This window comes from Pseudomonas sp. PDM21, from assembly GCF_014852505.2.
Taxonomy (GTDB): Bacteria; Pseudomonadota; Gammaproteobacteria; order Pseudomonadales; family Pseudomonadaceae; genus Pseudomonas.
Genome location: NZ_CM181223.1, coordinates 1,205,377 through 1,231,117 on the forward strand (window position 1 = coordinate 1,205,377; position 25,741 = coordinate 1,231,117).

The following is a 25,741-nucleotide window of genomic DNA, read 5'->3' on the forward strand; positions in this document are numbered from 1 at the left end:
AGCATGAGCCTGATCGCTTCCGACCAATTCCGCATCGTTGTCGGCCTCGGCAAGAGCGGCATGTCCCTGGTGCGCTACCTGGCGCGCCAGGGCGTGCCGTTTGCCGTGGCCGATACGCGCGCGAATCCGCCGGAGCTGGCGACCCTGCGCGAGCAGTATCCGCAGGTCGAGGTGCGCTGCGGCGACCTTGACGCCGATTTCCTCTGCCGCGCCCAGGAGCTCTACGTGAGCCCAGGCCTGTCGCTGCGCGTGCCGGCGCTGATCGAAGCTGCCGCCCGTGGCGTGCGCATGTCCGGCGACGTCGACCTGTTCGCGCGTCACGCGAAGGCGCCCATCGTCGCCATCACCGGTTCCAACGCCAAGAGCACCGTCACCACCCTGGTGGGCGACATGGCCAAGGCTGCCGGCAAGCGTGTCGCCGTCGGTGGCAACCTGGGCACTCCGGCGCTGGACCTGCTGGCCGATGACGTCGAGCTGTACGTGGTCGAACTGTCCAGCTTCCAGCTGGAAACCTGCGAGCGGCTGAACGCCGAGGTCGCTACCTGCCTCAATGTCAGCGAAGACCACATGGACCGCTACGACGGCATGGCCGACTACCACCTGGCCAAGCACCGTATCTTCCGCGGCGCCAAGCAGGTCGTGGTGAACCGTGCCGACGCGCTGAGTCGCCCACTGATCGCCGACAACGTGCCGTGCTGGACCTTCGGCACCAACAAGCCGGACTTCAAGAGCTTCGGCCTGATCGAAGAAGACGGGGAGAAGTGGCTGGCATTCCAGTTCGACAAACTGATGCCGGCCCGTGAGCTGAAGATCCGTGGCGCGCACAACCAGTCCAATGCCCTGGCCGCACTGGCCTTGGGGCACGCTGTCGGCCTGCCGTTCGAGCCGATGCTGCAGACCCTGCGTGAGTTCGCCGGCCTCGCTCACCGCTGCCAGTGGGTGCGTGAGCGAAACAGCGTGAGCTACTACGACGACTCCAAGGCCACCAACGTTGGCGCCGCCCTGGCGGCCATCGAAGGCCTGGGCGCCGACATCGACGGCAAGCTGGTGCTGATCGCCGGTGGCGACGGCAAGGGCGCCGACTTCCATGACCTGCGTGACCCGGTTGCGCAGCATTGCCGCGCCGTGGTGCTGCTGGGGCGTGACGCCGAGCTGGTGAGTGCCGCCATTGGCAACGCCGTACCGAAGGTCCGCGTGAATACCCTGGAAGAAGCCGTCGAGCACGCTGCCGACCTGGCTCTGCCGGGTGACGCCGTGCTGCTGTCGCCGGCCTGCGCGAGCCTGGACATGTTCAAGAACTACGAAGAACGCGGACGTCTGTTCGCCAAGGCCGTGGAGGAGCTCGCCTGATGTTCTCCTTCCTGCGCCCTTATCCGTCCCCGCTGATCAGCCGCAATGGCATCGACATCGACTTCCCGCTGCTCGCGGGTTGTCTGGCGCTGCTCGGCCTCGGTCTGGTGATGGTCACTTCGGCATCCTCCGAAGTCGCCGCGGCGCAGTCCGGCAACCCGCTGTACTTCTCGGTCCGCCACCTGATCTACCTCGCCATCGGCTTCGTCGCCTGCGGCGTGACCATGATGGTGCCGATGGAAACCTGGCAGCGCTGGGGCTGGAAGCTGCTCGCCGTGGCCTTCCTGCTGCTGGTGATGGTGATCACCCCCGGCATCGGCCGCGAGGTGAACGGCTCCATGCGCTGGATCGGCTTCGGCCTGTTCAACATCCAGCCCTCGGAGATCGCCAAGGTCTTCGTGGTGATCTTCATGGCCGGCTACCTCGTCCGCCGACAGGAAGAAGTGCGCGAGAGCTGGCTGGGCTTCTTCAAGCCTTTCGTGGTGCTGCTGCCGATGGCCGGCCTGCTGCTGCGCGAGCCCGACTTCGGCGCCACCGTGGTGATGATGGGCGCGGCCGCTGCGATGTTGTTCCTCGGCGGCGTGGGCCTGTTCCGCTTCGGCCTGATGGTGGCGCTGGCAGTGGGCGCCGTAGTCCTGCTGATCCAGACCCAGCCCTACCGGATGGCGCGCCTGACCAACTTCACCGACCCCTGGGCCGACCAGTTCGGCGCGGGCTACCAGCTTAGCCAGGCGCTGATCGCCTTTGGTCGTGGTGGCTGGACCGGCATGGGCCTGGGCAACAGCATCCAGAAGCAGTTCTACCTGCCCGAGGCGCACACCGACTTCGTGTTCGCGGTCCTCGCTGAAGAGCTGGGCATCGTCGGCGCCATGGCCACCGTGGCCCTGTTCGTCTTCGTCAGCCTGCGTGCGCTGTACATCGGCATCTGGGCTGAGCAGTCGAAACAGTACTTCTCCGCCTACGTCGCCTACGGGCTGGCCTTCCTGTGGATCGGTCAGTTCCTGATCAACGTGGGCGTGAACGTCGGCCTGCTACCGACCAAGGGCCTGACCCTGCCATTCCTCAGCTACGGCGGCAGCTCCCTGGTGATCTGCTGTGCCCAGCTGGGAATGCTGCTGCGCATCGAATGGGAACGCCGCACCGTGATGGGCAGCGAGGAATATGAATTCAGCGAAGAGGACTTTGCCGATGAAAGGTAACGTCCTGATCATGGCGGGCGGCACCGGCGGACACGTGTTCCCGGCCCTGGCCTGCGCCCGTGAATTCCAGGCACGCGGCTACAGCGTGCACTGGCTGGGCACTCCGCGCGGCATCGAGAACGACCTGGTACCCAAGGCCGGTCTGCCGCTGCACCTGATCGACGTCAGCGGCCTGCGCGGTAAGGGCCTCAAGTCCCTGTTGCGCGCGCCGTTCGATCTGCTCAAGTCGCTGTTCCAGGCCCTGGGCGTGGTTCGCCAGCTCAAGCCGGTCTGTGTGCTCGGCCTGGGCGGCTACGTCACCGGTCCGGGCGGGCTGGCCGCCAAGCTGTCCGGCGTGCCACTGGTGATCCATGAACAGAACGCCGTTGCCGGCACCGCCAACCGCAGCCTTGCGCCGCTGGCCAAGCGTGTCTGCGAAGCCTTCCCGGACACCTTCGACAGCAGCGCCAAGCGCCTGACCACCGGCAACCCTGTGCGCGTCGAGCTGTTCCTGGAAGAGGGCGCCCGCGCGCCGCTGGCCGGCCGCCGCGTCAACCTGCTGGTTCTGGGCGGCAGCCTGGGCGCCGAGCCGTTGAACAAGCTGCTGCCCGAAGCGCTCGCGCAAATCGGGGCCGAGATTCGCCCGGCCATTCGCCATCAGGCCGGTCGTCAGCATGACGAAATTACTGCGGAGCGTTATCGCGCTGCGGGTGTCGAAGCGGACGTAGCTCCGTTCATCGCCGACATGGCCGCCGCCTACGCCTGGGCCGATCTGGTGATCTGCCGCGCCGGAGCGCTGACCGTGAGCGAGCTGACCGCCGCCGGCCTGCCGTCCTTCCTGGTGCCGCTGCCCCACGCGATCGATGACCACCAGACCAAGAATGCCGAATTCCTGGTGCGGGAGGGCGCGGCCCACCTGCTGCCACAGAAATCTACCAGCGCCGCTGAACTGGCCGCGCAGTTGTCCGAGGTATTGATGCATCCCGATTCCCTGACCCGCATGGCCGCTCGCGCACGCAGCCTGGCCAAGCCCGAGGCTACCCGCACGGTAGTCGATGCCTGCCTGGAGGTGGCCCGTGGTTAAAGAACCCACCGGCGTCACCCGCACCATGCGGCGCATCCGCCGCATCCACTTCGTCGGCATCGGTGGCGTGGGCATGTGCGGTATCGCGGAAGTGCTGCTCAACCTGGGTTACGAAGTCTCCGGCTCCGACCTCAAGGCTTCGCCGGTCACCGAGCGCCTGGAAAAGTTCGGTGCGGAAATCTTCATCGGCCACCGCGCGGAGAACTCCGACGGTGCTGACGTGCTGGTGGTTTCCAGCGCGGTGAACAAGTCGAACCCGGAAGTCGCTGCAGCGCTGGATCGCCGTGTGCCGGTCGTGCCGCGCGCCGAGATGCTCGCCGAGCTGATGCGCTATCGCCACGGCATCGCCGTCGCCGGTACCCACGGCAAGACCACCACCACCAGCCTGATCGCCTCGGTATTCGCCGCCGGCGGCCTGGACCCGACCTTCGTCATCGGCGGCCGCCTGAACGCCGCCGGCACCAACGCGCAACTGGGCACCAGCCGCTACCTGGTGGCCGAGGCCGACGAGAGCGACGCCAGCTTCCTGCACCTGCAGCCGATGGTCTCGGTGGTCACCAACATCGACGCCGACCACATGAGTACCTATGGCGGCGACTTCAACAAGCTCAAGCGCACCTTCGTCGACTTCCTGCACAATCTACCGTTCTACGGCCTGGCCGTGGTCTGCGTGGACGACCCGGTGGTGCGCGAGATTCTGCCGCAGGTTGCCCGTCCGACCGTGACCTACGGCCTGAGCGAGGACGCCGACGTCCGCGCTATCAACATCCGCCAGGAAGGCATGCGCACCTACTTCACCGTGTTGCGCCCCGAGCGCGAGCCGCTGGACGTCTCGGTGAACATGCCCGGCCTGCACAACGTACTGAACTCCCTGGCGACCATCGTCATCGCCACCGATGAAGGTATTTCCGACGAGGCCATCGTCCAGGGGCTGTCCGGTTTCCAGGGCGTCGGTCGACGCTTCCAGGTCTATGGCGACCTGCAGGTGGAAGGCGGCAGCGTGATGCTGGTCGACGATTACGGCCACCACCCGCGCGAAGTCGCAGCGGTGATCAAGGCCGTTCGCGGTGGCTGGCCGGAGCGCCGTCTGGTGATGGTCTACCAGCCGCACCGCTTCAGCCGTACCCGTGACCTGTACGACGACTTCGTGCAGGTGCTGGGCGAAGCCAACGTGCTGATGCTGATGGAGGTCTACCCGGCCGGCGAAGAGCCGATCCCCGGCGCCGACAGCCGTCACCTGTGCCACAGCATCCGCCAGCGCGGCCAGCTCGACCCGATCTACCTGGAGCGCGGCGGTGATCTCGCTTCGCTGCTCAAGCCGCTGCTGCGTCCGGGCGACATCCTGCTCTGCCAGGGCGCCGGCGATATCGGCGGGCTGGCTCCGGCACTGATCAAGAATCCGATGTTCGGCGTCGCTGCTGCGGGCGCCGAGGGGAAGAAGCAATGAGTGACGTCCTCAAATCCGCCCTCGAGCCTCGCGCCTTCGGTCGCGTCGCCGTGCTGTACGGCGGCAAGAGCGCCGAACGCGAGGTGTCGCTGAAGTCCGGCGCCATGGTTCTGCAGGCTCTGCAGGGCGCTGGCGTGGACGCCTTCGGTATCGACGTGGGCGATGATCTGCTGGAGCGTCTGACCCGCGAGAAGATCGACCGCGCCTTCATCATCCTCCACGGTCGTGGCGGTGAAGACGGCACCATGCAGGGTCTGCTGGAAATCGCCGGCATTCCCTACACCGGCAGCGGCGTGCTGGCTTCGGCGCTGGCCATGGACAAGCTGCGCACCAAGCGTGTGTGGCTGAGCCTCGGCCTGCCGACGCCCGACCACGCCGTGCTTGCCAGCGAGGACGATTGCCGCACCGCTTCCGCGAAGCTCGGCTTCCCGCTGATCGTCAAGCCGGCCAGCGAAGGTTCAAGCATCGGCATGGCCAAGGTGAACAGCGTGGAAGAGCTGATCGCCGCCTGGGCTGCTGCCGCGAAATTCGATCCACAGGTGCTCGTCGAGCAGTGGATCAGCGGCCCCGAATACACCGTCGCGATCCTCCGTGGCCAGGTGCTGCCGCCCATTCGCCTGGGCACCCCGCACACCTTCTACGACTACGACGCGAAGTACCTGGCCAACGATACCCAGTACCAGATTCCCTGCGGCCTCGATGCCGAGAAGGAACAGGAGCTCAAGGACCTGACCGCGCGCGCCTGCGATGCCCTTGGCATCCAGGGCTGGGGCCGGACCGATGTGATGCAGGACGCCCAAGGGCGCTTCTGGCTGTTGGAAGTGAACACCGCACCGGGCATGACCGACCACAGCCTGGTGCCCATGGCCGCGCGCGCGGCCGGCCTGGATTTCCAGCAACTGGTGCTGGCGATCCTCGCCGACAGCGTCGAGGCAAGGGGGTAAGTCATGAACGGCGCGCAGCTTCGTCACCAGAATCCCGGGATCGGCCGTGCTCCGGCACGCAAGCCGGTGCCGCGCGGCGCCAGCCGTCTGGTGGCCAAGGAGCCGCTCAGCGCCCGCATGCCCAAGCCCAGCCTCGGCTTCCTGAAGGTGCTGCTGTGGCCTCTGGTGCTGGGTGTGCTCGGCGGCGGTGCTTACTACGGTGCGCAATACGTGCTGCCTTACGCGGACCGGCCGATCGCCAAGGTCAGTGTGGAAGGCGACCTCAGCTACATCAGCCAGGCGGCGGTGCAGCAGCGGATCAGCCCCTATGTGTCGGCCAGTTTCTTCACCATCGACCTGGCCGGCATGCGCCAGGAACTGGAGCAGATGCCCTGGATCGCCCACGCCGAAGTGCGTCGCGTATGGCCCGACCAGGTGGTTGTCCGCCTGGACGAGCAATTGCCCATCGCCCGTTGGGGTGACGAAGCCCTGCTGAATAATCAGGGTCAGGCTTTCGCCCCGCGTGAAGTGGCCAACTACGAGCACCTGCCGCGCCTGTCCGGCCCGCAGCGTGCGCAGCAGCAAGTGATGCAGCAGTACCAGATTCTCAGCCAGATGCTCCGCCCGCTGGGCTTCACCATCGCCAGCCTGGACATGAGTTCGCGCGGCGCCTGGACCCTGGGCACCGCGCAGGGCGTTGAGATCATGCTGGGCCGCGATCACGCGGTAGAACAGATTCGCCGGTTCGTGACCATCTACGACAAGGCGCTGAAAGACCAGATTACGAAAATTGCCCGCATCGACATGCGCTACCCCAACGGCCTTGCCGTAGGCTGGCGCGATCCGATGCCGGAAGCGACGGTGGCTCAGACCACCGCCGCGCAGTGAGTTGAGGAGACTTCGATAAACATGGCAAGCGTGCAGAGCGGCAAAATGGTCGTCGGCCTGGACATCGGCACCTCCAAGGTGGTGGCGCTGGTGGGTGAGGTAGCGGCCGATGGCAAGCTGGAAATCGTCGGCATCGGGACGCATCCGTCGCGCGGCCTGAAGAAGGGCGTGGTGGTGAACATCGAATCCACCGTGCAATCGATCCAGCGCGCCATCGATGAAGCCCAGCAGATGGCTGGCTGCCGTATCCACTCGGCCTTCGTCGGCATCGCCGGCAACCATATCCGCAGCCTGAATTCCCACGGCATCGTGGCGATCCGCGACCGCGAAGTGAGCGGGGCGGACATCGAGCGCGTACTGGATGCTGCCCAGGCCGTGGCCATCCCGGCCGACCAGCGTGTGCTGCACACCCTGGCACAGGACTACGTGATCGATAACCAGGAGGGCGTGCGCGAGCCGCTGGGCATGTCCGGCGTACGTCTGGAAGCCAAGGTGCACGTGGTGACCTGCGCGGTGAATGCCGCGCAGAACATCGAGAAATGCGTGCGCCGCTGCGGCCTGGAAGTGGATGACATCATTCTCGAGCAGCTGGCCTCGGCCTACTCCGTGCTCACCGAGGATGAAAAGGAACTGGGCGTGTGCCTGGTGGACATCGGCGGCGGCACTACCGACATTGCCATTTTCACCGAAGGTGCCATCCGCCATACGGCGGTGATCCCGATCGCCGGCGATCAGGTCACCAACGACATCGCCATGGCGCTGCGTACCCCGACCCAGTACGCCGAAGAAATCAAGATTCGATATGCTTGTGCCTTGGCCAAACTGGCCGGTCCGGGCGAAACCATCAAGGTGCCCAGCGTAGGGGATCGGCCGCCGCGGGAACTGTCGCGCCAAGCGCTTGCCGAAGTGGTCGAGCCTCGTTACGACGAGCTCTTCACCCTGGTTCAGGCTGAGCTGCGTCGCAGTGGCTACGAGGACCTGATTCCGGCCGGGATCGTTCTGACCGGTGGCACCTCCAAGATGGAAGGTGCCGTCGAACTGGCCGAAGAGATCTTTCATATGCCGGTGCGCCTGGGCGTACCACACAGCGTCAAGGGACTGGCTGACGTCGTGCGCAATCCGATCTATTCCACCGGCGTGGGGCTGCTGCTGTACGGACTGCAAAAGCAATCCGACGGCATCTCCATGTCCGGCAGCAGCTTCAGCAGCGACGAACCCAAGACACCGGTACTGGAAAAGCTTAAACGCTGGGTCCAGGGCAATTTCTGATTTACCACCGCGGTAAACGTAGGCAACACAACTAGAAAGGAAGGAGAGGGGAAATGTTTGAACTGGTAGATAACGTCCCGCAAACAGCAGTCATCAAAGTGATCGGCGTAGGTGGTGGCGGCGGCAACGCCGTGAACCACATGGCCAAGAACAACGTTGATGGCGTCGAATTCATTTGCGCCAACACCGATGCGCAGGCGCTGAAGAACATCGCCGCGCGTACCGTGCTGCAGCTCGGCCCGGGTGTGACCAAGGGCCTGGGCGCTGGCGCCAACCCTGAAGTAGGCCGTCAGGCCGCCATCGAGGACCGTGAGCGCATCGCCGAAGTCCTGGAAGGCGCCGACATGGTCTTCATCACCACCGGCATGGGTGGCGGTACCGGTACCGGTGCTGCGCCGATCATTGCCGAGGTTGCCAAGGAAATGGGCATCCTCACCGTGGCCGTGGTCACCCGTCCGTTCCCGTTCGAAGGTCGCAAGCGCATGCAGATCGCCGACGAGGGCATCCGCTCGTTGGCTGAAAGCGTCGACTCGCTGATCACCATCCCGAACGAAAAACTGCTGACCATCCTGGGCAAGGACGCGAGCCTGCTGGCCGCCTTCGCCAAGGCTGACGATGTACTGGCCGGTGCCGTTCGCGGTATCTCCGACATCATCAAGCGCCCGGGCATGATCAACGTCGACTTCGCCGACGTGAAAACCGTCATGAGCGAAATGGGCATGGCCATGATGGGTACCGGCTGCGCCAGCGGCCCGAACCGCGCTCGCGAGGCTACCGAGGCCGCGATCCGCAACCCGCTGCTGGAAGACGTTAACCTGCAGGGCGCCCGCGGCATTCTGGTGAACATCACCGCCGGCCCCGACCTGTCCCTGGGCGAGTACTCCGACGTGGGTAACATCATCGAGCAATTCGCTTCCGAGCACGCCACCGTGAAAGTGGGTACCGTGATCGATCCGGACATGCGCGACGAGTTGCACGTCACCGTGGTCGCCACCGGCCTGGGCGCTCGACTGGAGAAACCGGTCAAGGTCGTCGATAACACCGTTCAGACCCAGGCCGTCAGCACCCAGGCTCCGGTTCAGCGCGAGCAGCAGTCGGTGAACTACCGTGACCTGGACCGTCCGACCGTCATGCGCAACCAGAACCACGGCGGCGCAGCCACCGCGGCCAAGCTGAACCCGCAGGACGATCTCGACTATCTGGACATCCCGGCCTTCCTGCGTCGTCAGGCCGATTGAGTCGATTTATCAGGAGTATCAATGTGATTGGTGTTCAGCAAAGGGCGGTTCTGCTATCATCGCCGCCCATTGTTGACAACAGTTCGCAACTTGCGCGAAAGCGGCCAAAGCCATGATCAGACAACGCACCTTGAAGAACATCATCCGGGCGACCGGTGTCGGCCTGCACTCCGGGGAAAAGGTTTACCTGACCCTGAAGCCGGCTCCCGTCGATACTGGCATCGTGTTCTGCCGGACCGATCTCGACCCTGTGGTGGAAATTCCCGCCCGGGCCTCGAACGTCGGCGAAACCACCATGTCGACCACCCTGATCAAGGGTGACATCAAGGTGGATACCGTGGAGCACCTGCTCTCGGCCATGGCCGGCCTGGGTATCGACAACGCCTATGTCGAGCTGTCCGCATCGGAAGTTCCGATCATGGACGGCAGCGCAGGTCCTTTCGTATTCCTGATCCAGTCCGCTGGCCTGCAAGAGCAGGAAGCGGCCAAGAAGTTCATCCGTATCAAGCGCGAAATTACGGTGGAAGAGGGCGACAAGCGCGCCACCTTCGTTCCGTTCGACGGCTTCAAGGTGAGCTTCGAGATCGATTTCGATCACCCGGTCTTCCGTGGTCGCACCCAGAAAGCCGTGGTGGATTTCTCCAGCACTTCCTTCGTGAAGGAAGTCAGCCGCGCCCGTACCTTCGGGTTCATGCGTGACATCGAGATGCTGCGTTCCCAGAACCTGGCTCTGGGTGGCAGTGTGGAGAACGCCATCGTGGTCGACGAGTATCGAGTGCTCAACGAAGACGGTCTTCGTTACGAGGACGAGTTCGTCAAGCACAAGATTCTGGACGCCATTGGTGACCTGTACCTGCTGGGTAACAGCCTCATCGGCGAGTTCATCGGTTACAAGTCCGGTCACGCCCTGAACAACCGTCTCCTGCGTACCCTCATCGCAGACAAGGACGCTTGGGAAGTGGTGACCTTCGAGGACGCCAAGACTGCGCCGATCTCCTATATGCGACCCGCTGCGGCCGTATAAGGAAACCTCCTCCTTTCAGCTACAACTTCAAAGGCCACCCTCGGGTGGCCTTTTTTTATTCCAGCGTTTTTATTCCTGGTCCGCTTCCGGCGACTTGCGACTGCGGCTGGCGAGGCGCTCGAGGGCGGCCTTGAGCTGCGGATTGCTGATGCCCTCGGCTGCTTCGTGCAGGGTGGCGGAGGCGGACTCGGTGATGCGGTTGGTATTCACTCGGGTGGGCGCCTGGATCACCGGCTGCACCTTGAACAGAATGCGCGCCAGGCCCCTGAACTCCTCAAATGCGGCCAGCTGCCGCAGCAGGCGGTTCTGCTGGTAGCGCAGGCGCGTGGCCCAGTGACCGTCGGTGACGACCAGCAGCAGGCTGCCCTCACGCCAGGAGGCGACGCGGCAGTAGGGGCGCGCGGCGGGCTGCAACTGCGAGTCGAGCAGTTCCTGCAGGCGCGAGAGGCGCTGCGCCTGGGCGAACAGCGACTGCAGCGGCTTGGCTTCGCGCAGCAGCTTGGTCATCGCCTTGGCGGGCAGGGGACGGAAGGCCATCGAAAGCAACCGGGAGTGAATGAAGAAGGATGGTAACAGATGCACTCAGGGCCAGAGGCCACCGTCCACCCTTGAAGTTATCCGGCTGCGTCACCATATCACCCACTCGGATTCAAAGTTGTCGGTCCATGCATTGCCCCCAAGCTCGCAGAATGCGAAGCTTCGGAGGATGACTTCGGCACTTTTTTCCCGGAAGTTTCCGGGTAGAATGCCCGCTTCATTGCCGTTCCGCGCCGCGGCCAGCCAGTCGGGCAGCCCTCCAATTCTCCAGTTCGGATGACCCAGTCGATATGTTTGCGCCTTTGTTGAAAAAACTCTTTGGAAGCAAGAACGAGCGCGAAGTGAAGCGCATGGCCAAGCAGGTCCAGGCCATCAATGCACTCGAGCCCCAGATGGTCCCGCTTTCCGATGAGCAACTGAAGGCCAAGACCGAAGAGTTCAAGGCACGCGTCGCCAAGGGCGAGACCCTCGACCAGATCCTTCCGGAAGCCTTCGCCGTCGCCCGTGAGGCCGGCAAGCGCGTCATGGGCATGCGTCACTTCGACGTCCAGCTGATCGGCGGCATGTCCCTGCACGAAGGCAAGATTGCCGAGATGCGTACCGGTGAGGGCAAGACCCTCGTGGGTACCCTGGCCGTCTACCTGAATGCCCTGTCCGGAAAAGGCGTGCACGTGGTCACCGTGAACGACTACCTGGCCCGCCGCGACGCCAACTGGATGCGCCCGCTGTATGAGTTCCTGGGCCTGACCGTCGGCATCGTCAGCCCGTTCCAGCCGCCGGAAGAGAAGCGCGCCGCCTACGCCGCCGACATCACCTACGGCACCAACAACGAATTCGGCTTCGACTACCTGCGCGACAACATGGCGTTCAGCCTGGAAGACAAGTTCCAGCGTGAACTGAACTTCGCCGTGGTCGACGAAGTGGACTCCATCCTCATCGACGAGGCGCGGACTCCGCTGATCATCTCCGGCCAGGCCGAAGACAGCTCCGAGTTGTACATCAAGATCAACAAGCTGATCCCGCGCCTGAAACGCCACATCGAGGAAGTCGAAGGCCAGGTGACCCAGCAGGGCCACTACAGCATCGACGAGAAGACCCGCCAGGTCGAACTCAACGAACAGGGCCATGCCTACGTCGAGGAACTGCTGACCCAGAACGGCCTGCTGGCCGAGGGCGAGAGCCTCTACTCGGCGCACAACCTCAGCCTGCTGACCCATGTCTACGCCGCGCTGCGCGCCCACACTCTGTTCCACCGCAACGTGGAATACATCGTCCAGGGCGACCAGGTCCTGCTGATCGACGAGCACACCGGCCGTACCATGCCGGGCCGTCGCCTCTCCGAAGGCCTGCACCAGGCCATCGAGGCGAAGGAAAATCTGCCGATCCAGGCCGAGAGCCAGACCCTGGCCTCGACCACCTTCCAGAACTACTTCCGCCTCTACACCAAGCTGGCCGGCATGACGGGTACCGCCGACACCGAGGCCTTCGAATTCCGCCAGACCTACGGCCTCGACGTGGTGGTGATCCCGACCCACCGTCCGGTTGCCCGTAAGGACTTCAACGACCTGGTCTACCTGACCCAGGACGAGAAGTACGCCGCCATCATCACCGACGTGCAGCAGTGCCAGGCGCTGGGTCGTCCGATCCTCGTGGGTACCGCCTCGGTCGAGACCTCCGAATACGTTTCGCAGCTGCTGCAGAACGCCGGCATCGAGCACAAGGTACTGAACGCCAAGTACCACGAGAAGGAAGCCGAGATCATTGCCCAGGCCGGTCGTCCGGGCTCGGTCACCATCGCCACCAACATGGCCGGTCGTGGTACCGACATCCTGCTGGGCGGCAACTGGGAAGTGGAAGTCGCCGCGCTGGAGAACCCCACCGACGAGCAGGTCGCGCAGATCAAGGCCGACTGGCAGAAGCGTCACCAACAGGTCATCGAGTCGGGCGGCCTGCACGTGATCGCCTCCGAGCGCCACGAATCCCGCCGTATCGACAACCAGCTGCGCGGCCGTGCCGGCCGTCAGGGCGACCCGGGCTCCAGCCGCTTCTACCTGTCGCTGGAAGACCACCTGATGCGCATCTTCGCCTCCGACCGGGTGAAGAACTTCATGAAGGCCCTCGGCATGCAGCCGGGCGAGGCGATCGAACACCGCATGGTGACCAACGCCATCGAAAAGGCGCAGCGCAAGGTCGAAGGCCGCAACTTCGACATCCGCAAGCAATTGCTGGAGTTCGACGACGTCGCCAACGAGCAGCGCAAGGTGATCTACCACATGCGCAACACCCTGCTCGCGGCCGACAACATCGGCGAGACCATCACCGAGTTCCGCGAAGAGACCCTGAACAACACCGTCAGCGAACACATTCCGCCGCAGTCGCTGCCCGAGCAGTGGGACGTCGCCGGTCTGGAAGCTGCGCTGTACAGCGATTTCGGCCTCAAACTGCCGATCCAGCAGTGGCTGGACGACGACGAGAAGCTCTACGAAGAAACCCTGCGCGAGAAGATCCTCACCGAGCTGGTCGCTGCCTACAACGAGAAGGAAGAGCTCGCCGGCGAAGAAGCCCTGCGCACCTTCGAGAAGCAGATGCTGCTGCGCGTGCTGGACGACCTGTGGAAGGACCACCTGTCCACCATGGATCACCTGCGTCACGGCATCCACCTGCGCGGCTACGCGCAGAAGAACCCGAAGCAGGAATACAAGCGCGAGTCCTTCAACCTGTTCCAGGAACTGCTGAACTCCATCAAGCGCGACACCATCCGCGTGCTGTCCTTCGTCCAGGTTCGCCGCGAAGACCCGGCCGAAGAAGAAGCCCGCCTGCGCCGCGAAGCCGAGGAAATGGCCAAGCGCATGCAGTTCCAGCATGCTGCCGCACCGTCCATGGACCAGGTGACCGGCGAGCCGGAAGAAGAGGGTGAAATCCCGGCTGACAACGTAGTGCCGATGGAACCCGTCCGCAACGAACCGAAGATCGGCCGCAACGAGCCGTGCCCCTGCGGTTCGGGCAAGAAGTACAAGCACTGCCACGGTCAGGTGGAATAACGCTTTCCGCCCCTGATACCAACGCCGCGACCGGCCCTGCCGCTCGCGGCGTTTTTCTCATCTGCTTCACTGATTCGTTTCACTGACTTGATTCACTGACTAGATAGGAGCGCGCCACATGGCTGTTGGTCTCGGCCCCATGTCCACCCTGCACCCGGTCCCCGGTTTCGAACTCGGCATCGCCTCTGCCGGCATCAAACGACCCGGCCGCAAGGACATCGTGGTGATGCGTTGCGCCGAAGGCTCCACCGTGGCTGGTGTGTTCACTACCAACGCCTTCTGCGCCGCTCCCGTGATCCTGGCGCGCAAGCGCTTCCTGGGGCCGGTGCGCTACCTCCTGACCAACACTGGCAACGCCAACGCCGGCACCGGTGAACCGGGCCTGGTCAACGCCACCCGCACCTGCGCCAAGCTGGCCGAGCTTGCCGGCGTGCCGGAAAATGCCGTGCTGCCGTACTCCACCGGGGTGATCGGCGAGCCGCTGCCGGTCGAGAAGATCGAAGCCGCGCTGCCTGCCGCGCTGGCCAACCTGTCTGTGGATAACTGGGCCGACGCCGCTGCCGGCATCATGACCACCGACACCCTGCCCAAGGGCGCCAGCCGCCAGTTCCAGCACGACGGCGTGACCATCACGGTTACCGGCATCAGCAAGGGCGCCGGCATGATCAAGCCGAACATGGCCACCATGCTCGGTTACATCGCCACCGACGCGAAGGTTGCCCAGGGCGTGCTGCAGGACCTGCTGCGCGACGCGTCGAACAAGTCCTTCAATCGCATCACCATCGATGGCGATACCTCCACCAACGACTGCTGCATGCTGATCGCCACCGGCCAGGCCGCGCTGCCGGAGATCACCGCTGCCAGCGGCGCGCTGTTCGCCGCGCTGAAGCAGGCCGTGCTGGAAGTTTCCATGGAACTGGCCCAGGCCATCGTCCGCGACGGCGAAGGCGCCACCAAGTTCGTCACCGTGCAGGTGAATGGCGGCGCGACTCACCAGGAGTGCCTGGACGTCGGTTATGCCGTGTCCCACTCGCCGCTGATCAAGACCGCGCTGTTCGCTTCCGACCCGAACTGGGGCCGTATCCTCGCGGCTGTCGGCCGTGCCGGCGTGCCGGACCTGGACGTGAGCCTGATCGACGTGTTCCTCGATGACGTGGCCATCGCCAGCCGTGGCTGTCGCGCCACCAGCTACACCGAGGACCAGGGTGCCAAAGTCATGGCCCAGGAAGAGATCACCATCCGCATCGATCTCGGCCGCGGCACCTGCAGCGAGACCATCTGGACCACTGACCTGTCCCACGAGTACGTGAAGATCAACGCGGAATACCGAACCTGATCGACGCGTAAGCGCTGGCGCGGAGACCGTGCCGGCGCCTCGTCACACCTCGCATTCCCGATTTTCATCGATAGATGAAAATCGGGAATTTGTTTTCATGGCTGCCGCGCTCTAAGGTCTCCTGACTGACCCTCAAGAGCATCGCATCCATGTCCCTCACCCTGATCATCGGCAGCAAGAACCTCTCCTCCTGGTCCCTGCGCGGCTGGCTGGCCATGCAGCTCACCGGCGCCGAGTTCGAGGAAATCCTCATTCCCCTCGGTGGGCAGGACATCTCGCGGCGCATCCGCGAGCACTCGCCCAGCGGCAAGGTGCCGGCGCTCAAGTGCGAGCACGGGCTGATCTGGGATTCCCTGTCGATCGCCGAATACCTCGCCGAACGCTTCCCCGAAGCCCACCTCTGGCCCCGTGGCGAAGCGGCCCGCGCCCTGGCCCGCTCGGTCTGCGCCGAGATGCACAGCGGCTTCATGGCGCTGCGTTCGCACATGCCCATGGACATCCAGCGCAACCAGCCGCTGACCAACGTGCCCGACGCGGTGGAGGCGGATATCGCCCGTGTCGTCGAGCTCTGGGCGTTGTGCCGCCAGCAGTTCGGCCAGGACGGTCCGTTCCTGTTCGGCCACGCCAGCATTGCCGACGCCTTCTACGCTCCCATTGCCACGCGTCTGCGCAGCTACTGCGTGACCCTGCCCATCGAGGCGCAGAACTACGTCGATGCGATCTATGCCTGGCCGGCCTTCCGTCCCTGGCTGGACGCGGCGATGGTCGAACGCGCCTGAACCCGGCCGCCAATGACGGTAGAATGCCCGTCTGCGCGGGCCCTGCCTGAATCGGATTGAGGAGTAGCACTGTGAAACGAGTACATGTCGCCGCCGCCGTGATTCGCGGACTCGATGGCCGGGTGCTGATCGCCCGTCGTCCGGACGACAAGCACCAGGGCGGTCTCTGGGAGTTTCCCGGTGGCAAGGTGGAAGAGGGTGAAGCAGTGCAGGTCGCTCTGGCCCGCGAGTTGAAGGAAGAACTTGGCATCGACGTCGAGCAGGCCCGCCCGCTGATCCGTGTGCAACATGACTACAGCGACAAGCACGTGCTGCTGGATGTCTGGGAAGTCTCTGCCTTCTCCGGCGCGCCCCATGGCGCCGAGGGCCAGCCGCTGGCCTGGGTCGCCCCGCGCGACCTGCCGGACTACGAGTTCCCGGCGGCCAACGAGCCCATCGTGCAGGCCGCGCGCCTGCCGGATCGCTACCTGATCACGCCTGATGGCCTGGAAATCCCGCAACTGGTGCAGGGCGTGCGCGCTGCCGTCGCCAGTGGCATCCGTCTGATCCAGCTGCGCGCGCCGAACATGTACAGCCCCGAGTACCGCGACCTCGCCGTCGACGTGCAGGGCCTGTGCGCCGGCAAGGCGCAGCTGATGCTCAAGGGCCCGCTGGAGTGGCTGGGAGATTTTCCGGCGGCCGGCTGGCACCTGACGTCCGAGCAATTGCGCAAGTACGCACCCAACGGCCGGCCGTTCCCCCGCGAGCGCCTGCTGGCGGCGTCCTGCCACAGCGCCGAAGAGCTGGAGCTGGCGGTGCGCATGGGTGTGGACTTCGTCACCTTGTCGCCGGTGCAGCCCACCGAGAGCCATCCGGGCGAGCCGGCGCTGGGCTGGGAGGCAGCGGCAGAACTGATCGATGGCTTCAACCAGCCGGTGTTCCTGCTCGGTGGTGTCGGCCCGCAGGATCTCGAGCGCGCCTGGCAGGCGGGTGCGCAGGGCGTGGCGGGTATTCGTGCGTTCTGGCCGAAGGCGGAAGGCTGATAGGCACTTTGCGCGGGGCGGCGAGGGGTATCGCCTCGCCCACGCCATCCTGCAGAGCCCGGTCAGGCGGGCTTTTCGGCTGCCTGCCAGAGAATCTCCTCCACGCCCTGGCGGCGGGCGATGAAGCGTGCGGCGACGAACAACAGATCGGACAGGCGGTTCAGGTAGCGCAGGCCCGCGCCTTCCAGCGGTTCCTCGGCATTCAGCTGCTGGCAGCGGCGCTCGGCGTTGCGTGCCTGGGCGCGGCACAGGTGGGCGAGGGCGACCAGGCGTGAGCCGCCGGGCAGGATGAAGTTCTTCAGCGGCCCGAGCTCCTCGTTCCAGCGGTCGATCACCTGCTCCAGGCGCTCCACTTCGGCATCGTTCAGCGCGCGGTATTCCGGCATCGCCAGCTCACCGCCCAGGTCGAACAGCCGATGCTGGATCGGCGCCAATACACCAATCACCTCTTCCAGCGCACTGCTGCGCGCTTCGTGCAGCCCGGCCAGCAATAGGCCAAGGTGACTGTTCAGCTCATCCACCGCGCCCATGGCTTCCACCCGTGGATGGTGCTTGGGCACGCGGCGGCCGTCGGCCAGGCCGGTTTCTCCGGCATCGCCGGTGCGGGTGTAGATCTTCGACAGGCGATTGCCCATGGCTCAATGCTCCTTGTCGCCCTGCGCCAAAAGCGGCAGCGATGGGGAAATCTCGGCGGCCAGCGGCAGACGGATGGTGAAGCAGGTGCCCACGCCCAGTTCGGACTGCACCTCCATCTGCCCCTTGTGGTTGTTGGTGACGATGAAGTACGAGACCGACAGGCCCAGCCCCGTGCCCTGGCCGACTTCCTTGGTGGTGAAGAAGGGCTCGAAGATGCGCTTGCGCACGTTCTCCGGCATGCCGCAGCCGTTGTCCTCCACGTGGATTTCCGCCCACGGTGGATTGAGCCGGGTACGCAGGGTGATGCGGCCGTATTCGCCTTCCTCTTCGTCGTCGCGCAGGTGGATGGCCTGGGCGCCGTTCTTCAGCAGGTTGAGCAGGACTTGTTCGATTTCGTTGGCGATCACCGGCACCGGGCCCAGGCGTGGGTCGTATTCGTGGACGATCTCCAGCGACTTGAAGTCGAAGCCGCCGGTGAGGTCGAAGTCGTTGCCGGCAATCTCCACCGCCTGCTCCAGAAGCGCCGGCAGTTCGCAGGCCGCCATCTGGCGATGGCTGCGGCGGCTGAAGGAAAGCATGTGGGTGACGATCTTCGCCGCGCGGGATCCGGCGTACTGGATGCCATCCATCAGCTTGGGGATCTCCCGCGCTTCCAGGTAGTGGTTGAGGTCGTCCAGGCGCACGCCCACTTCGCCGGCCACTTCGAGGTTCTTCGGCAGCTCCTGCGACAGGCGCCGGCGGATGTTCTGCACGTTATGCAGGATGGCGCCCAGCGGGTTGTTGATCTCGTGGGCCATGCCGGCGGCGAGGCCGCCGACGGAGAGCATCTTCTCCGACTGCACCATCATCTCTTCCATCCCCAGGCGGTCGGTGATGTCGTCGATGCGGATCACCGCGCCACGGCCGGTCCCACCCATCAGCGGGTAGAAGGTCAGGGCGTAGTGGCGCGGGGCGTCGGTAAGGGCCCAGGTGACGCGTTCGACGCGCTCGACCTTGTGCTGCTCGGCGGCGCGGGTGAGCTGCGGCAGGAAGGGCTTGAGCGACGGGAAGGCAAGGAACACCGGCTGGTTCACCGCATCGTCCAGGCTGGTGCCGGAGAGCTGGCTGGCTTCCTGGTTCCACTGGGTGACGTAGAGCTGCTCGTCCACCGCGATCAGCGCCGAAGGCATGGAGTCGATGATGCTGTTGAGGTAGTGCTGGAAGCCGGTGAGCTTCTTCTCGATCTTGCTGCGCACCTGGACTTCCAGCTCCAGCTTGCGGTTCGAACGGCGGGTTTCCTCGGCCAGCGACTGGGCCTGTTCCACGGCTTCCTGGGCGTCGTCACGGGCGCGCTTGAGCTGCTGCTCTCGGGCCTCGATGCGGGTCAGCATGGTGTTGAAGGCGTCAGCCAGACGGCCGATCTCGTCGGCGTTGCCGCGCTCGGCGCGCAGGGCATAGTTTTCCTCGCGGGTGACCTGGCGCGAGAGCTCTTCCAGGCTGCGGATAGGCCGGGTAATCAGGCGGCGGATCTGCTGGGCGATGAGCAGCCAGAGCAGCACCGAGACCGCAAGGATCACCAGGCTGGCGGTCAGCGTGCCGGTGTAGAAAGCGCCGGGCAGCTCGCTGCTCGCCACCAGCAGCAGGTAGCCGCTGTTGCGGCCGGCCTGGGGGAGCTCGAACAGTGCATTGAGACGGTATTCGTGCTGGCGCCAGCGCTCCAGGTGGTCCAGGCGCTCGGGCAGCGCCACCGGGCCGTTGCTCGGCGTCTGCGCGATGCGCTCGCCATTGCTGTCGTAGAGCGCGGCGGCGCGCAGCGGCTGGTAGTCGTCCAACTGGCGTAGCAGCACCTGGGCCTGGGTCGGCGAGGACAGTGCCGGCTCGCTGAGCGCCGGGTTGGCGATCAGTCGGCCGATGGTCTGCAGGGCTTGCGGCGCCACGCTGTCCTGGGAAATCCAGTAGGCCGCGCTGATGAAGGCGAGGTTGGCCACCAGCATCACGGTCGCCAGCAGCACCAGCAGGGCGGCGAGGATTTTCTGGCCGACCGGCAGGTCTTCCAGGCGCTGGCGCAGGTTCATGGGTGAAGGCATGGGCGCGTCAAAGAGAAAAACAGGGGAGGCGGGCAGGGTAGCCCGCCATCAGTTGTCGGGCAATCCGCGGGCCACCAGACAGGCCCGCAGGCGCTCGTGCAGGGCGCGCAGTTGCGGCAGTGCCAGGTGCCGGCGGTCGCCCTCGCGGCAGGCGTGGCCGAGCAGGTAGGCAATCTCGCTGCGCCGGCCCTTGGCGACGTCCTGGTACATGGACGAGAAGTTCGCTGCGGTGGCGGCAATCACCCGCTCCACGTCGCCCTGCAGCTCCCGTGCGGCGGCGGAGTAGCCAGCGGCATGGAGCAATTGGCCCAGCTCGTCGCAGAGCCCGGCGACTTCGCCGGGATGGCTGGCCAGCTCGCCGTTGCGGCACTGATGCAGCACGGTGAGCGGGTTGATCGCGCAGTTCAGCGCCAGCTTGCGCCACAGGCGTTCGAGTATGTCGTCGCTCCACTGCGCGGGGATCTGGGCGCGGCGCAGGTCGGCCAGCCATTCCGGCTCGGGGCCGCCCTGTTCGTCGCCCAGCCAGGTCTGGCCGACGCCTGCGAACACCACGCGGAAGTCGGCTTCACGGAAGGCGCCTTCGGTGCTGGAGGCGTACAGGCAGCGGGCGCGGGGTAGATGAGCGCTGACCGCCTGCTGGCTGCCCAGGCCGTTCTGCAGCAGGATCAGCTCGGCCCCGGGTGCCAGGCGCGCGGCCACGCTGGCGGCGGCGGACTCGGCGTCGTAGGCCTTGCAGGCCAGCAGCAGGCGCTGGATCGGCGCGCCCTGGGCGGCGGTTTCCGCCGGGATCGGGTAGAGGCTCTCGCGGCCGTCTTCCACCAGGGTGACGCCGCCGAGGGTGCGGTAGGCGTTGAGGCGCTGGCGGTCGCGCAGCAGCAGACGCACCGGCAGGCCGGCGCGGGACAGGCGGGTGGCCCACAGGCAACCGAGGCTGCCGGCGCCGAGGATGGTCCAGGTCATGGGAGGAACTTCGCGGTTTCGGGGGCTTACCGCGAAGTTTAGCGCAGGCCGGTCAGGCGGCTGGCGTTGATTCGCCCGCTGGCGAAGGCATCGGGCAGCAGCGCGCGGCCTTGCTGCATCAGGTGCTCGACTTCCAGGGGCAGCGCCTTGGCGTCCAGGCCCACCAGACTGATGCCTGCCTTGAGGGTGATGAAGCCTTCGCTGGTCTTGAAGGCCTTGAGGTTCAGGCCTTCGTGCAGGCGGCGGAAGCTGCTCGGCGAGCACTCCTGCAGGTCTTCGAGCAGGGTGATCAGGGCGAAGTGCTGGTCATCGATACGCGCCAGGACATCCAGCGGCCGCACCAGTTGCTGCAGGCGCCGGGCGACGCCATGGAGCAGTTCGTTCTGGAACGACTGGCCGTGCTTCTGCCCCAGTTCGGCCAGCTCCGGCAGGCCGATCAGCATGTAGCACACCGCGCCGCCGCGGGATTCCACCTGGCGGATGCTGTCGGCCAGCTTCTGCTTCAGGTAGCGCTGGTTGCCCAGGCCGGTGGCGCTGTCCACCAGGTTGCGCTCTTCCAGACTGGTGATGTTCTGGGTGAGCAGGCGGTTTTCCATCAGCAGGCGCTGCAGGGTGTTGCTCAGGCGGTCGGCGGCCAGTACGCGGGGCACCAGTTGCTCGTTCATTGCCGACTTGCTGACGAAGTCATCGACGCCGCGGTCGAAGGCTTCGGCCAGGGCGTTGTCGCCCTCCTTGCCGGTGAGCAGGATGATGTAGGTGTAGTGGTCGCCACTCTCGTCGAGCTGGCGTACCCGCGCGGTCAGCTCCAGGCCGTCCATCTCGGGCATCAGCCAGTCGGCGAGCAGTACGCTCACCGGCTCCTTTTCCAGCAGGTCGAGCGCTTCGCTGGCGCTGCTGGCAAAGCGCACGTTCTGATAGCCGGCCTGACTCAGCGCGCGGCCAATCATGGCGCTGGAGAACTTGGCGTCGTCGACCACCAGAATGCTGAGATGGTTGGTTGGCATGGAAAGGAATGTCTCGCAAACGAGTGGGAAATGCCGGCTCTTAGTGTCAGAGGCCGGGCGCGGTCTTGTCTGTCAGTTATAATGACCGCGCATTTTTATCGTCAAGCCAGGCTCGATGCTGACTGTGAACCGCATCGCGCCGTCCATCTGGAGAGATGTCATGCCTTCGTTCGACGTGGTGTCCGAACTGGACAAACACGAACTGACCAACGCCTTGGATAACGCCACCAAGGAACTGGACCGCCGTTTCGACCTGAAGGGCAAGTGCAGCTTCGAGGCCAAGGAAAAGTCCATCACCCTGATCGCCGAGGCGGATTTCATGCTCGAGCAGATGCTCGACATTCTTCGCTCCAGCCTGGTCAAACGCAAGATTGACGCGCAGTGCATGGAGATCAAGGATTCCTTCGCCTCCGGCAAGGTGGTCAAGCAGGAAGTCGACTTCCGCGAGGGCATCGACAAGGATCTGGCGAAGAAGATCGTCGCCCTGATCAAGGACAAGAAGCTCAAGGTACAGGCCGCCATCCAGGGCGAGCAGGTACGTGTCACCGGCAAGAAGCGCGACGACCTGCAGGAAGCCATCGCGCTGCTGCGCGGCGAATCCCTCGGCATGCCGCTGCAGTTCAACAACTTCCGCGACTGATGCGCACTCTCGACGAAAAGCTGCGGAACCTCACCGCCCGCCTGACGTCGCAGTAATAGAGTCGCTCGGCGAACTCCCGACCGCCATGGCTTGCCATGGCGGTTTTGTTTTTGGAATGGCAATAGACAAGGGGCCTGCATCCATGGATATGAATTACGAGCAGATCATGAACAGCGCGGAGGCCTGGACACCGGTCGTCCTGGCCTACCTGGGCAATGCCACGCTGGCGCTGTTGACCCTGCTGATCGGTTGGTGGGTGATCAACCTGTTTACCCGTCGCGTGGGTGGAGTGCTGTCCACCAAGCACGTGGACAAGACGCTGCAGGGCTTCATTGGCAGCATGGTGAACATCATCCTGAAGATCCTGCTGATGGTCAGCGTGGCGTCGATGATCGGCATCCAGACCACCAGCTTCGTCGCCGCCATCGGTGCCGCCGGCCTGGCCATCGGCCTGGCACTGCAGGGCAGCCTGTCGAACTTCGCCGGTGGGGTGCTGATCCTGTTGTTCCGCCCGTTCAAGATCGGCGACTGGATCGAGGCCCAGGGCGTGTCCGGCACCGTGGACAACATCATGATCTTCCACACCGTGCTGCGCACCGGTGACAACCGTACCGTGATCGTGCCCAACGGCGCGCTGTCCAACGGCATCATCACCAACACCTCGACCCAGACCACCCGCCAGGTGACCTTCGACGTGAAGCTGGCCTTCGACGCTGACCTGGATGGCGCCCGATCCATCCTCAAGGAGCTGGCGGACGATCCGCGCGTGCTCAAGTCCCCGGCGCCGGTGGTGGTGGTCGCGGGCCTGGGCGAGAACTCGGTGACCCTGTCGCTGCGCCTGTGGACCGCCAACGCCGACTACTGGGGCGTCACCTTCATGCTCAACGAGCAGGTGCGCCTGCGTCTGCGCGATTCCGGCATCGACCTGGCGCCGAACAAGGTGGTGCGCGTGGTCAAGGGCGAAGAGGACTCCGTCCTGGCGGACTGATCCCGCCCCGCAGGAACGAAAAAGGCCGGCATTTGCCGGCCTTTTTCATGGGCGCTGATCCAGTAACCAGAATCAGTGACGTTCTGCGCTGGGGTGTTGCGCTGGCGCTTCCGTGGCTTCCTCGGCTGCGCCGTTGGTGATGTCGTTCTTGCGGCGCAGCCACAGCCAGCCGATCAGCAGCAGCGTCGGCACGCCGAGCAGGGCGGTGAAGAAGAAGAAGCGCTCGTAGCCCATGCCCTCGACCATCGCCCCGGAATAGCCGCCGATGAAGCGCGGCAGCAACAGCATGGTGGAGCTGAGCATGGCGTACTGGGTCGCGGAGAACTTCAGGTTGGTCAGGCTCGACAGGTAGGCGACGAAGGCCGAGGTGGCGAGGCCGCCGCTGAAGTTGTCGAGCATGATGGTCACCACCAGCATGGTGACGTGGGGTTCCAGCACCTTGAGCAGGGCGAAGACGTTCTGCCCCATCAGGTGCGGGTCGTCGATTGCGCCCATCTGCGCCAGCATGGCGAACAGCAGGTTGGTTCCGGCAGAGGCCGCGCCGCCGATGAAGAGGATCGGCAGGATGCTGAAACGGGCAATCAGCACACCGCCGGCCGCCGCCCCTACCAGGGTCATGACCACACCGAACAGCTTGCTGACGGTGGCGATGGTGTCCTTGGAGAAGCCCATGTCGATGTAGAACACGCTGGCCATGGTGCCCATGACGGTGTCGGACATGCGGTAGGTGGAGATCAGCCCGAGCAGCAGCAGCGCCTGCCAGCGGTAGCGGCGGACGAACTCGGTGATCGGCGTCAGCACCGGTGCCATCAGCAGGCGTCCCGGGGCGGAAATACAGCTCAGGGCGATCAGCAGGTACAGGAGGGCGAGCCACCACTTGCCGGCTTCGGCCATGTTGATGAAGGCGGTGCCGGTGACCAGCAGGATGATCAGGACGATCACCGAGACGGCCTGGTGGACGAAGTCGAACTGCGGCAGGCCGCGCCCGTGCACCGCCAGCAGCAGTGGGCGGCGTACCTTCGACAGCAGCTCGCGGACCGGGCGGATCTGCCGGCGGCCGTGGGGGGTCATGCAGATGCCGATGAAGATTCCGTACAGTGCGGCTCGTGGCCAGGCCTGGGCGGTCAGGGCGGTGAGCATGGCCGGCACGGAGATCAGCAGCACCAGCAGGGTCAGAACCGAGAGCAGTTGATGATTGAACGCGAAGGCCGAGCTGCCCGCCTGCGGCTGCACGTTGACCGGCGGCTCTTTCATCAGCAGCGTGGTGATCAGGCCGGGCAGGATGGCCAGCGAGCAAACCGCGTAGGTCAGGGCCCAGGCCGACTGGCTGTAATGCAGGGCGCTGGAGCCGGCCCACTCGGCGAGGAACAGCACGCCAGCGGTGGCGAACAGCACGGCGACCCGGTAGCCGGTCATGTAGCACGCGGCCAGCGCGGCCTGGCGGGTGTTCTCGGCGATTTCCAGGCGGTAGGCGTCGATGGCGATGTCCTGGGTGGCCGAGGCGAAGGCCACCACCATCGCCAGGGCGATCAGCCAGTTCAGGTGTGATTGCGGGTTGCACAGGGCCATGCCGAGCAGGCCGATGGCGATCAGCCCCTGGGAGAACACCAGCCAGGAGCGACGGCGACCCAGGCGGCCGATGAAGGGCAGGCGCCACTGGTCGAGCATGGGCGACCACACCCACTTGAAGGCGTACACCAGCCCGATCCAGCTGGCGAATCCGATGGTTTCCCGAGCGACACCCGCTTCACGCAACCACACCGAGAGGGTGGAGAGCACCAGCATGTAGGGCAGGCCGGCGGCGAAACCCAGCAGCAAAAGCGCGAGGCTGGCGGGAGACTTGTAGGCAATCCATGCCTCGCGCCAGGAATGCTCTTTCATGGGGGGTGTTTTCCAGCAGGACGAAAAATTACGCGAACTCTACTAGGACTGCTCGCCGCTAGGCCAGCCGTGCCGACGTATGTCCACCCGATCGTTATGGATTCTGACACCCTCGGCACGTAATCGTGCGCGCTGTTCGTTACCCGAAACCGTGCCGACGGGCAGGCTGATGCGCCCCCCTGCGGCGATCACCCGATGCCAGGGCAGGCGCGTACCTTCGGGCAGTTGGCTGAGGATACGTCCTACAAGCCGTGCGGAACGTCCCAGGCCGGCGAGTCGCGCGACATCGCCATAGGTGATGACACAGCCTTCCGGCACCTGGGCGATGACCAGGAAAATCGCTTCGCGCCGTACCTGCAGGCTTTCCAGTCCGAGGTCAGTCACTGGTGCGCTGGCTGGGGGCTTGGGCTTGGGCATCGAATGCACCGCAATAGAGGGGCTGACGCTCAG

The 25,741-nt window shown here is 65.0% G+C and carries 22 protein-coding genes; 15 read left to right on the plus strand and 7 right to left on the minus strand.

Annotation, left to right across the window (positions count from 1 at the left end):
- Positions 1–3 precede the first annotated feature (3 nt).
- The 9 genes from murD to lpxC all read left to right on the plus strand — a co-directional run bounded on the left by murD (position 4) and on the right by lpxC (position 10,401).
- Positions 4–1,350 carry a UDP-N-acetylmuramoyl-L-alanine--D-glutamate ligase gene (murD, locus tag IB275_RS05810; protein ID WP_192289961.1) on the plus strand — a complete coding sequence of 449 codons (1,347 nt, stop codon included), beginning with the start codon at positions 4–6 and terminating at the stop codon, positions 1,348–1,350.
- Positions 1,350–2,549, plus strand: coding sequence for a putative lipid II flippase FtsW (ftsW, locus tag IB275_RS05815; RefSeq protein ID WP_045209625.1), 1,200 nt, complete (start codon positions 1,350–1,352; stop codon positions 2,547–2,549). The genes murD and ftsW overlap by 1 nt, the downstream gene beginning before the upstream one ends.
- Positions 2,539–3,612, plus strand: a complete 1,074-nt coding sequence (murG, locus tag IB275_RS05820; protein WP_192289959.1) for an undecaprenyldiphospho-muramoylpentapeptide beta-N-acetylglucosaminyltransferase — start codon at positions 2,539–2,541, stop codon at positions 3,610–3,612. The genes ftsW and murG overlap by 11 nt, the downstream gene beginning before the upstream one ends.
- Positions 3,605–5,059: a UDP-N-acetylmuramate--L-alanine ligase gene (murC, locus tag IB275_RS05825; protein ID WP_192289957.1), complete on the plus strand. Its 1,455-nt coding sequence runs from the start codon at positions 3,605–3,607 to the stop codon at positions 5,057–5,059. Before murG ends, murC begins: the two co-directional genes overlap by 8 nt.
- Positions 5,056–6,003 (plus strand): D-alanine--D-alanine ligase, encoded by a 948-nt coding sequence (locus tag IB275_RS05830; protein WP_192289955.1) that lies wholly within the window; start codon positions 5,056–5,058, stop codon positions 6,001–6,003. Before murC ends, IB275_RS05830 begins: the two co-directional genes overlap by 4 nt.
- 3 nt (positions 6,004–6,006) lie before the next feature.
- A complete protein-coding gene (locus IB275_RS05835) occupies positions 6,007–6,870 on the plus strand; it encodes a cell division protein FtsQ/DivIB (protein WP_192289953.1) in 864 nt (287 codons plus the stop codon).
- 21 nt (positions 6,871–6,891) lie between these two features.
- On the plus strand, positions 6,892–8,139 hold the full coding sequence (gene ftsA, locus IB275_RS05840) for a cell division protein FtsA (RefSeq protein WP_045209630.1): 1,248 nt from the start codon (positions 6,892–6,894) through the stop codon (positions 8,137–8,139).
- Between the two features lie 53 nt (positions 8,140–8,192).
- Entirely contained in the window at positions 8,193–9,377 is a 1,185-nt protein-coding gene (ftsZ, locus tag IB275_RS05845) for a cell division protein FtsZ (protein ID WP_017518095.1), read from the plus strand.
- Positions 9,378–9,489: 112 nt separating this feature from the next.
- Positions 9,490–10,401 carry a UDP-3-O-acyl-N-acetylglucosamine deacetylase gene (lpxC, locus tag IB275_RS05850; RefSeq protein WP_045209632.1) on the plus strand — a complete coding sequence of 304 codons (912 nt, stop codon included), beginning with the start codon at positions 9,490–9,492 and terminating at the stop codon, positions 10,399–10,401.
- A 69-nt stretch (positions 10,402–10,470) separates the two neighbouring features.
- Here lpxC and IB275_RS05855 read toward each other — a convergent pair whose 3' ends face one another.
- Positions 10,471–10,938 carry a DUF721 domain-containing protein gene (locus IB275_RS05855; protein WP_192289951.1) on the minus strand — a complete coding sequence of 156 codons (468 nt, stop codon included), beginning with the start codon at positions 10,936–10,938 and terminating at the stop codon, positions 10,471–10,473.
- Positions 10,939–11,228: 290 nt separating this feature from the next.
- On the opposite strand from IB275_RS05855, the gene secA reads away from it, so the two are divergent.
- The 4 genes from secA (at position 11,229) to IB275_RS05875 (ending at position 17,116) form a co-directional block, all read left to right on the plus strand.
- The gene (gene secA / locus IB275_RS05860) at positions 11,229–13,979 is read left to right on the plus strand and encodes a preprotein translocase subunit SecA (protein WP_192289949.1); all 2,751 of its coding nucleotides are present in this window, start codon (positions 11,229–11,231) and stop codon (positions 13,977–13,979) included.
- Positions 13,980–14,097: 118 nt separating this feature from the next.
- Positions 14,098–15,315 (plus strand): bifunctional glutamate N-acetyltransferase/amino-acid acetyltransferase ArgJ, encoded by a 1,218-nt coding sequence (argJ, locus tag IB275_RS05865; RefSeq protein ID WP_081517499.1) that lies wholly within the window; start codon positions 14,098–14,100, stop codon positions 15,313–15,315.
- A gap of 149 nt (positions 15,316–15,464) precedes the next feature.
- On the plus strand, positions 15,465–16,094 hold the full coding sequence (locus IB275_RS05870) for a glutathione S-transferase family protein (protein ID WP_081517500.1): 630 nt from the start codon (positions 15,465–15,467) through the stop codon (positions 16,092–16,094).
- 71 nt (positions 16,095–16,165) lie between these two features.
- Positions 16,166–17,116 (plus strand): Nudix family hydrolase, encoded by a 951-nt coding sequence (locus IB275_RS05875; protein WP_192289947.1) that lies wholly within the window; start codon positions 16,166–16,168, stop codon positions 17,114–17,116.
- A 62-nt stretch (positions 17,117–17,178) separates the two neighbouring features.
- Here the strand turns inward: IB275_RS05875 and IB275_RS05880 are convergent, their stop codons facing one another.
- From IB275_RS05880 to IB275_RS05895, 4 genes are read right to left on the minus strand one after another with little or no spacing between them, the layout of a single operon-like run.
- Positions 17,179–17,751 (minus strand): cob(I)yrinic acid a,c-diamide adenosyltransferase, encoded by a 573-nt coding sequence (locus tag IB275_RS05880; protein WP_081517502.1) that lies wholly within the window; start codon positions 17,749–17,751, stop codon positions 17,179–17,181.
- Between the two features lie 3 nt (positions 17,752–17,754).
- Entirely contained in the window at positions 17,755–19,806 is a 2,052-nt protein-coding gene (locus IB275_RS05885) for a sensor histidine kinase (RefSeq protein ID WP_192290641.1), read from the minus strand.
- 60 nt (positions 19,807–19,866) lie between these two features.
- On the minus strand, positions 19,867–20,778 hold the full coding sequence (locus IB275_RS05890) for a putative 2-dehydropantoate 2-reductase (RefSeq protein ID WP_192289945.1): 912 nt from the start codon (positions 20,776–20,778) through the stop codon (positions 19,867–19,869).
- Positions 20,779–20,816: 38 nt separating this feature from the next.
- Positions 20,817–21,782, minus strand: a complete 966-nt coding sequence (locus tag IB275_RS05895) for a response regulator (protein WP_192289943.1) — start codon at positions 21,780–21,782, stop codon at positions 20,817–20,819.
- Between the two features lie 160 nt (positions 21,783–21,942).
- On the opposite strand from IB275_RS05895, the gene IB275_RS05900 reads away from it, so the two are divergent.
- On the plus strand, positions 21,943–22,422 hold the full coding sequence (locus IB275_RS05900) for a YajQ family cyclic di-GMP-binding protein (RefSeq protein WP_192289941.1): 480 nt from the start codon (positions 21,943–21,945) through the stop codon (positions 22,420–22,422).
- A 142-nt stretch (positions 22,423–22,564) separates the two neighbouring features.
- Positions 22,565–23,410: a mechanosensitive ion channel family protein gene (locus IB275_RS05905; RefSeq protein WP_192289939.1), complete on the plus strand. Its 846-nt coding sequence runs from the start codon at positions 22,565–22,567 to the stop codon at positions 23,408–23,410.
- Positions 23,411–23,482: 72 nt separating this feature from the next.
- Here the strand turns inward: IB275_RS05905 and IB275_RS05910 are convergent, their stop codons facing one another.
- The gene (locus tag IB275_RS05910) at positions 23,483–25,291 is read right to left on the minus strand and encodes an AmpG family muropeptide MFS transporter (RefSeq protein ID WP_138212325.1); all 1,809 of its coding nucleotides are present in this window, start codon (positions 25,289–25,291) and stop codon (positions 23,483–23,485) included.
- 42 nt (positions 25,292–25,333) lie between these two features.
- A complete protein-coding gene (locus IB275_RS05915; protein ID WP_192290640.1) occupies positions 25,334–25,708 on the minus strand; it encodes an MGMT family protein in 375 nt (124 codons plus the stop codon).
- Positions 25,709–25,741 lie beyond the last annotated feature (33 nt).

Excerpts from the sequence above, each read along its gene's own strand:
- murD (WP_192289961.1), top strand. The coding sequence starts at position 4 with ATGAGCCTGATCGCTTCCGACCAATTCCGCATCGTTGTCGGCCTCGGC.
- ftsW (WP_045209625.1), top strand. The coding sequence starts at position 1,350 with ATGTTCTCCTTCCTGCGCCCTTATCCGTCCCCGCTGATCAGCCGCAAT.
- murG (WP_192289959.1), top strand. The coding sequence starts at position 2,539 with ATGAAAGGTAACGTCCTGATCATGGCGGGCGGCACCGGCGGACACGTG.
- IB275_RS05830 (WP_192289955.1), top strand. The coding sequence starts at position 5,056 with ATGAGTGACGTCCTCAAATCCGCCCTCGAGCCTCGCGCCTTCGGTCGC.
- IB275_RS05835 (WP_192289953.1), top strand. The coding sequence starts at position 6,007 with ATGAACGGCGCGCAGCTTCGTCACCAGAATCCCGGGATCGGCCGTGCT.
- ftsA (WP_045209630.1), top strand. The coding sequence starts at position 6,892 with ATGGCAAGCGTGCAGAGCGGCAAAATGGTCGTCGGCCTGGACATCGGC.
- ftsZ (WP_017518095.1), top strand. The coding sequence starts at position 8,193 with ATGTTTGAACTGGTAGATAACGTCCCGCAAACAGCAGTCATCAAAGTG.
- lpxC (WP_045209632.1), top strand. The coding sequence starts at position 9,490 with ATGATCAGACAACGCACCTTGAAGAACATCATCCGGGCGACCGGTGTC.
- IB275_RS05855 (WP_192289951.1), bottom strand. The coding sequence starts at position 10,938 with ATGGCCTTCCGTCCCCTGCCCGCCAAGGCGATGACCAAGCTGCTGCGC.
- secA (WP_192289949.1), top strand. The coding sequence starts at position 11,229 with ATGTTTGCGCCTTTGTTGAAAAAACTCTTTGGAAGCAAGAACGAGCGC.
- argJ (WP_081517499.1), top strand. The coding sequence starts at position 14,098 with ATGGCTGTTGGTCTCGGCCCCATGTCCACCCTGCACCCGGTCCCCGGT.
- IB275_RS05870 (WP_081517500.1), top strand. The coding sequence starts at position 15,465 with ATGTCCCTCACCCTGATCATCGGCAGCAAGAACCTCTCCTCCTGGTCC.
- IB275_RS05880 (WP_081517502.1), bottom strand. The coding sequence starts at position 17,751 with ATGGGCAATCGCCTGTCGAAGATCTACACCCGCACCGGCGATGCCGGA.
- IB275_RS05885 (WP_192290641.1), bottom strand. The coding sequence starts at position 19,806 with ATGAACCTGCGCCAGCGCCTGGAAGACCTGCCGGTCGGCCAGAAAATC.
- IB275_RS05890 (WP_192289945.1), bottom strand. The coding sequence starts at position 20,778 with ATGACCTGGACCATCCTCGGCGCCGGCAGCCTCGGTTGCCTGTGGGCC.
- IB275_RS05895 (WP_192289943.1), bottom strand. The coding sequence starts at position 21,782 with ATGCCAACCAACCATCTCAGCATTCTGGTGGTCGACGACGCCAAGTTC.
- IB275_RS05900 (WP_192289941.1), top strand. The coding sequence starts at position 21,943 with ATGCCTTCGTTCGACGTGGTGTCCGAACTGGACAAACACGAACTGACC.
- IB275_RS05905 (WP_192289939.1), top strand. The coding sequence starts at position 22,565 with ATGGATATGAATTACGAGCAGATCATGAACAGCGCGGAGGCCTGGACA.
- IB275_RS05910 (WP_138212325.1), bottom strand. The coding sequence starts at position 25,291 with ATGAAAGAGCATTCCTGGCGCGAGGCATGGATTGCCTACAAGTCTCCC.
- IB275_RS05915 (WP_192290640.1), bottom strand. The coding sequence starts at position 25,708 with ATGCCCAAGCCCAAGCCCCCAGCCAGCGCACCAGTGACTGACCTCGGA.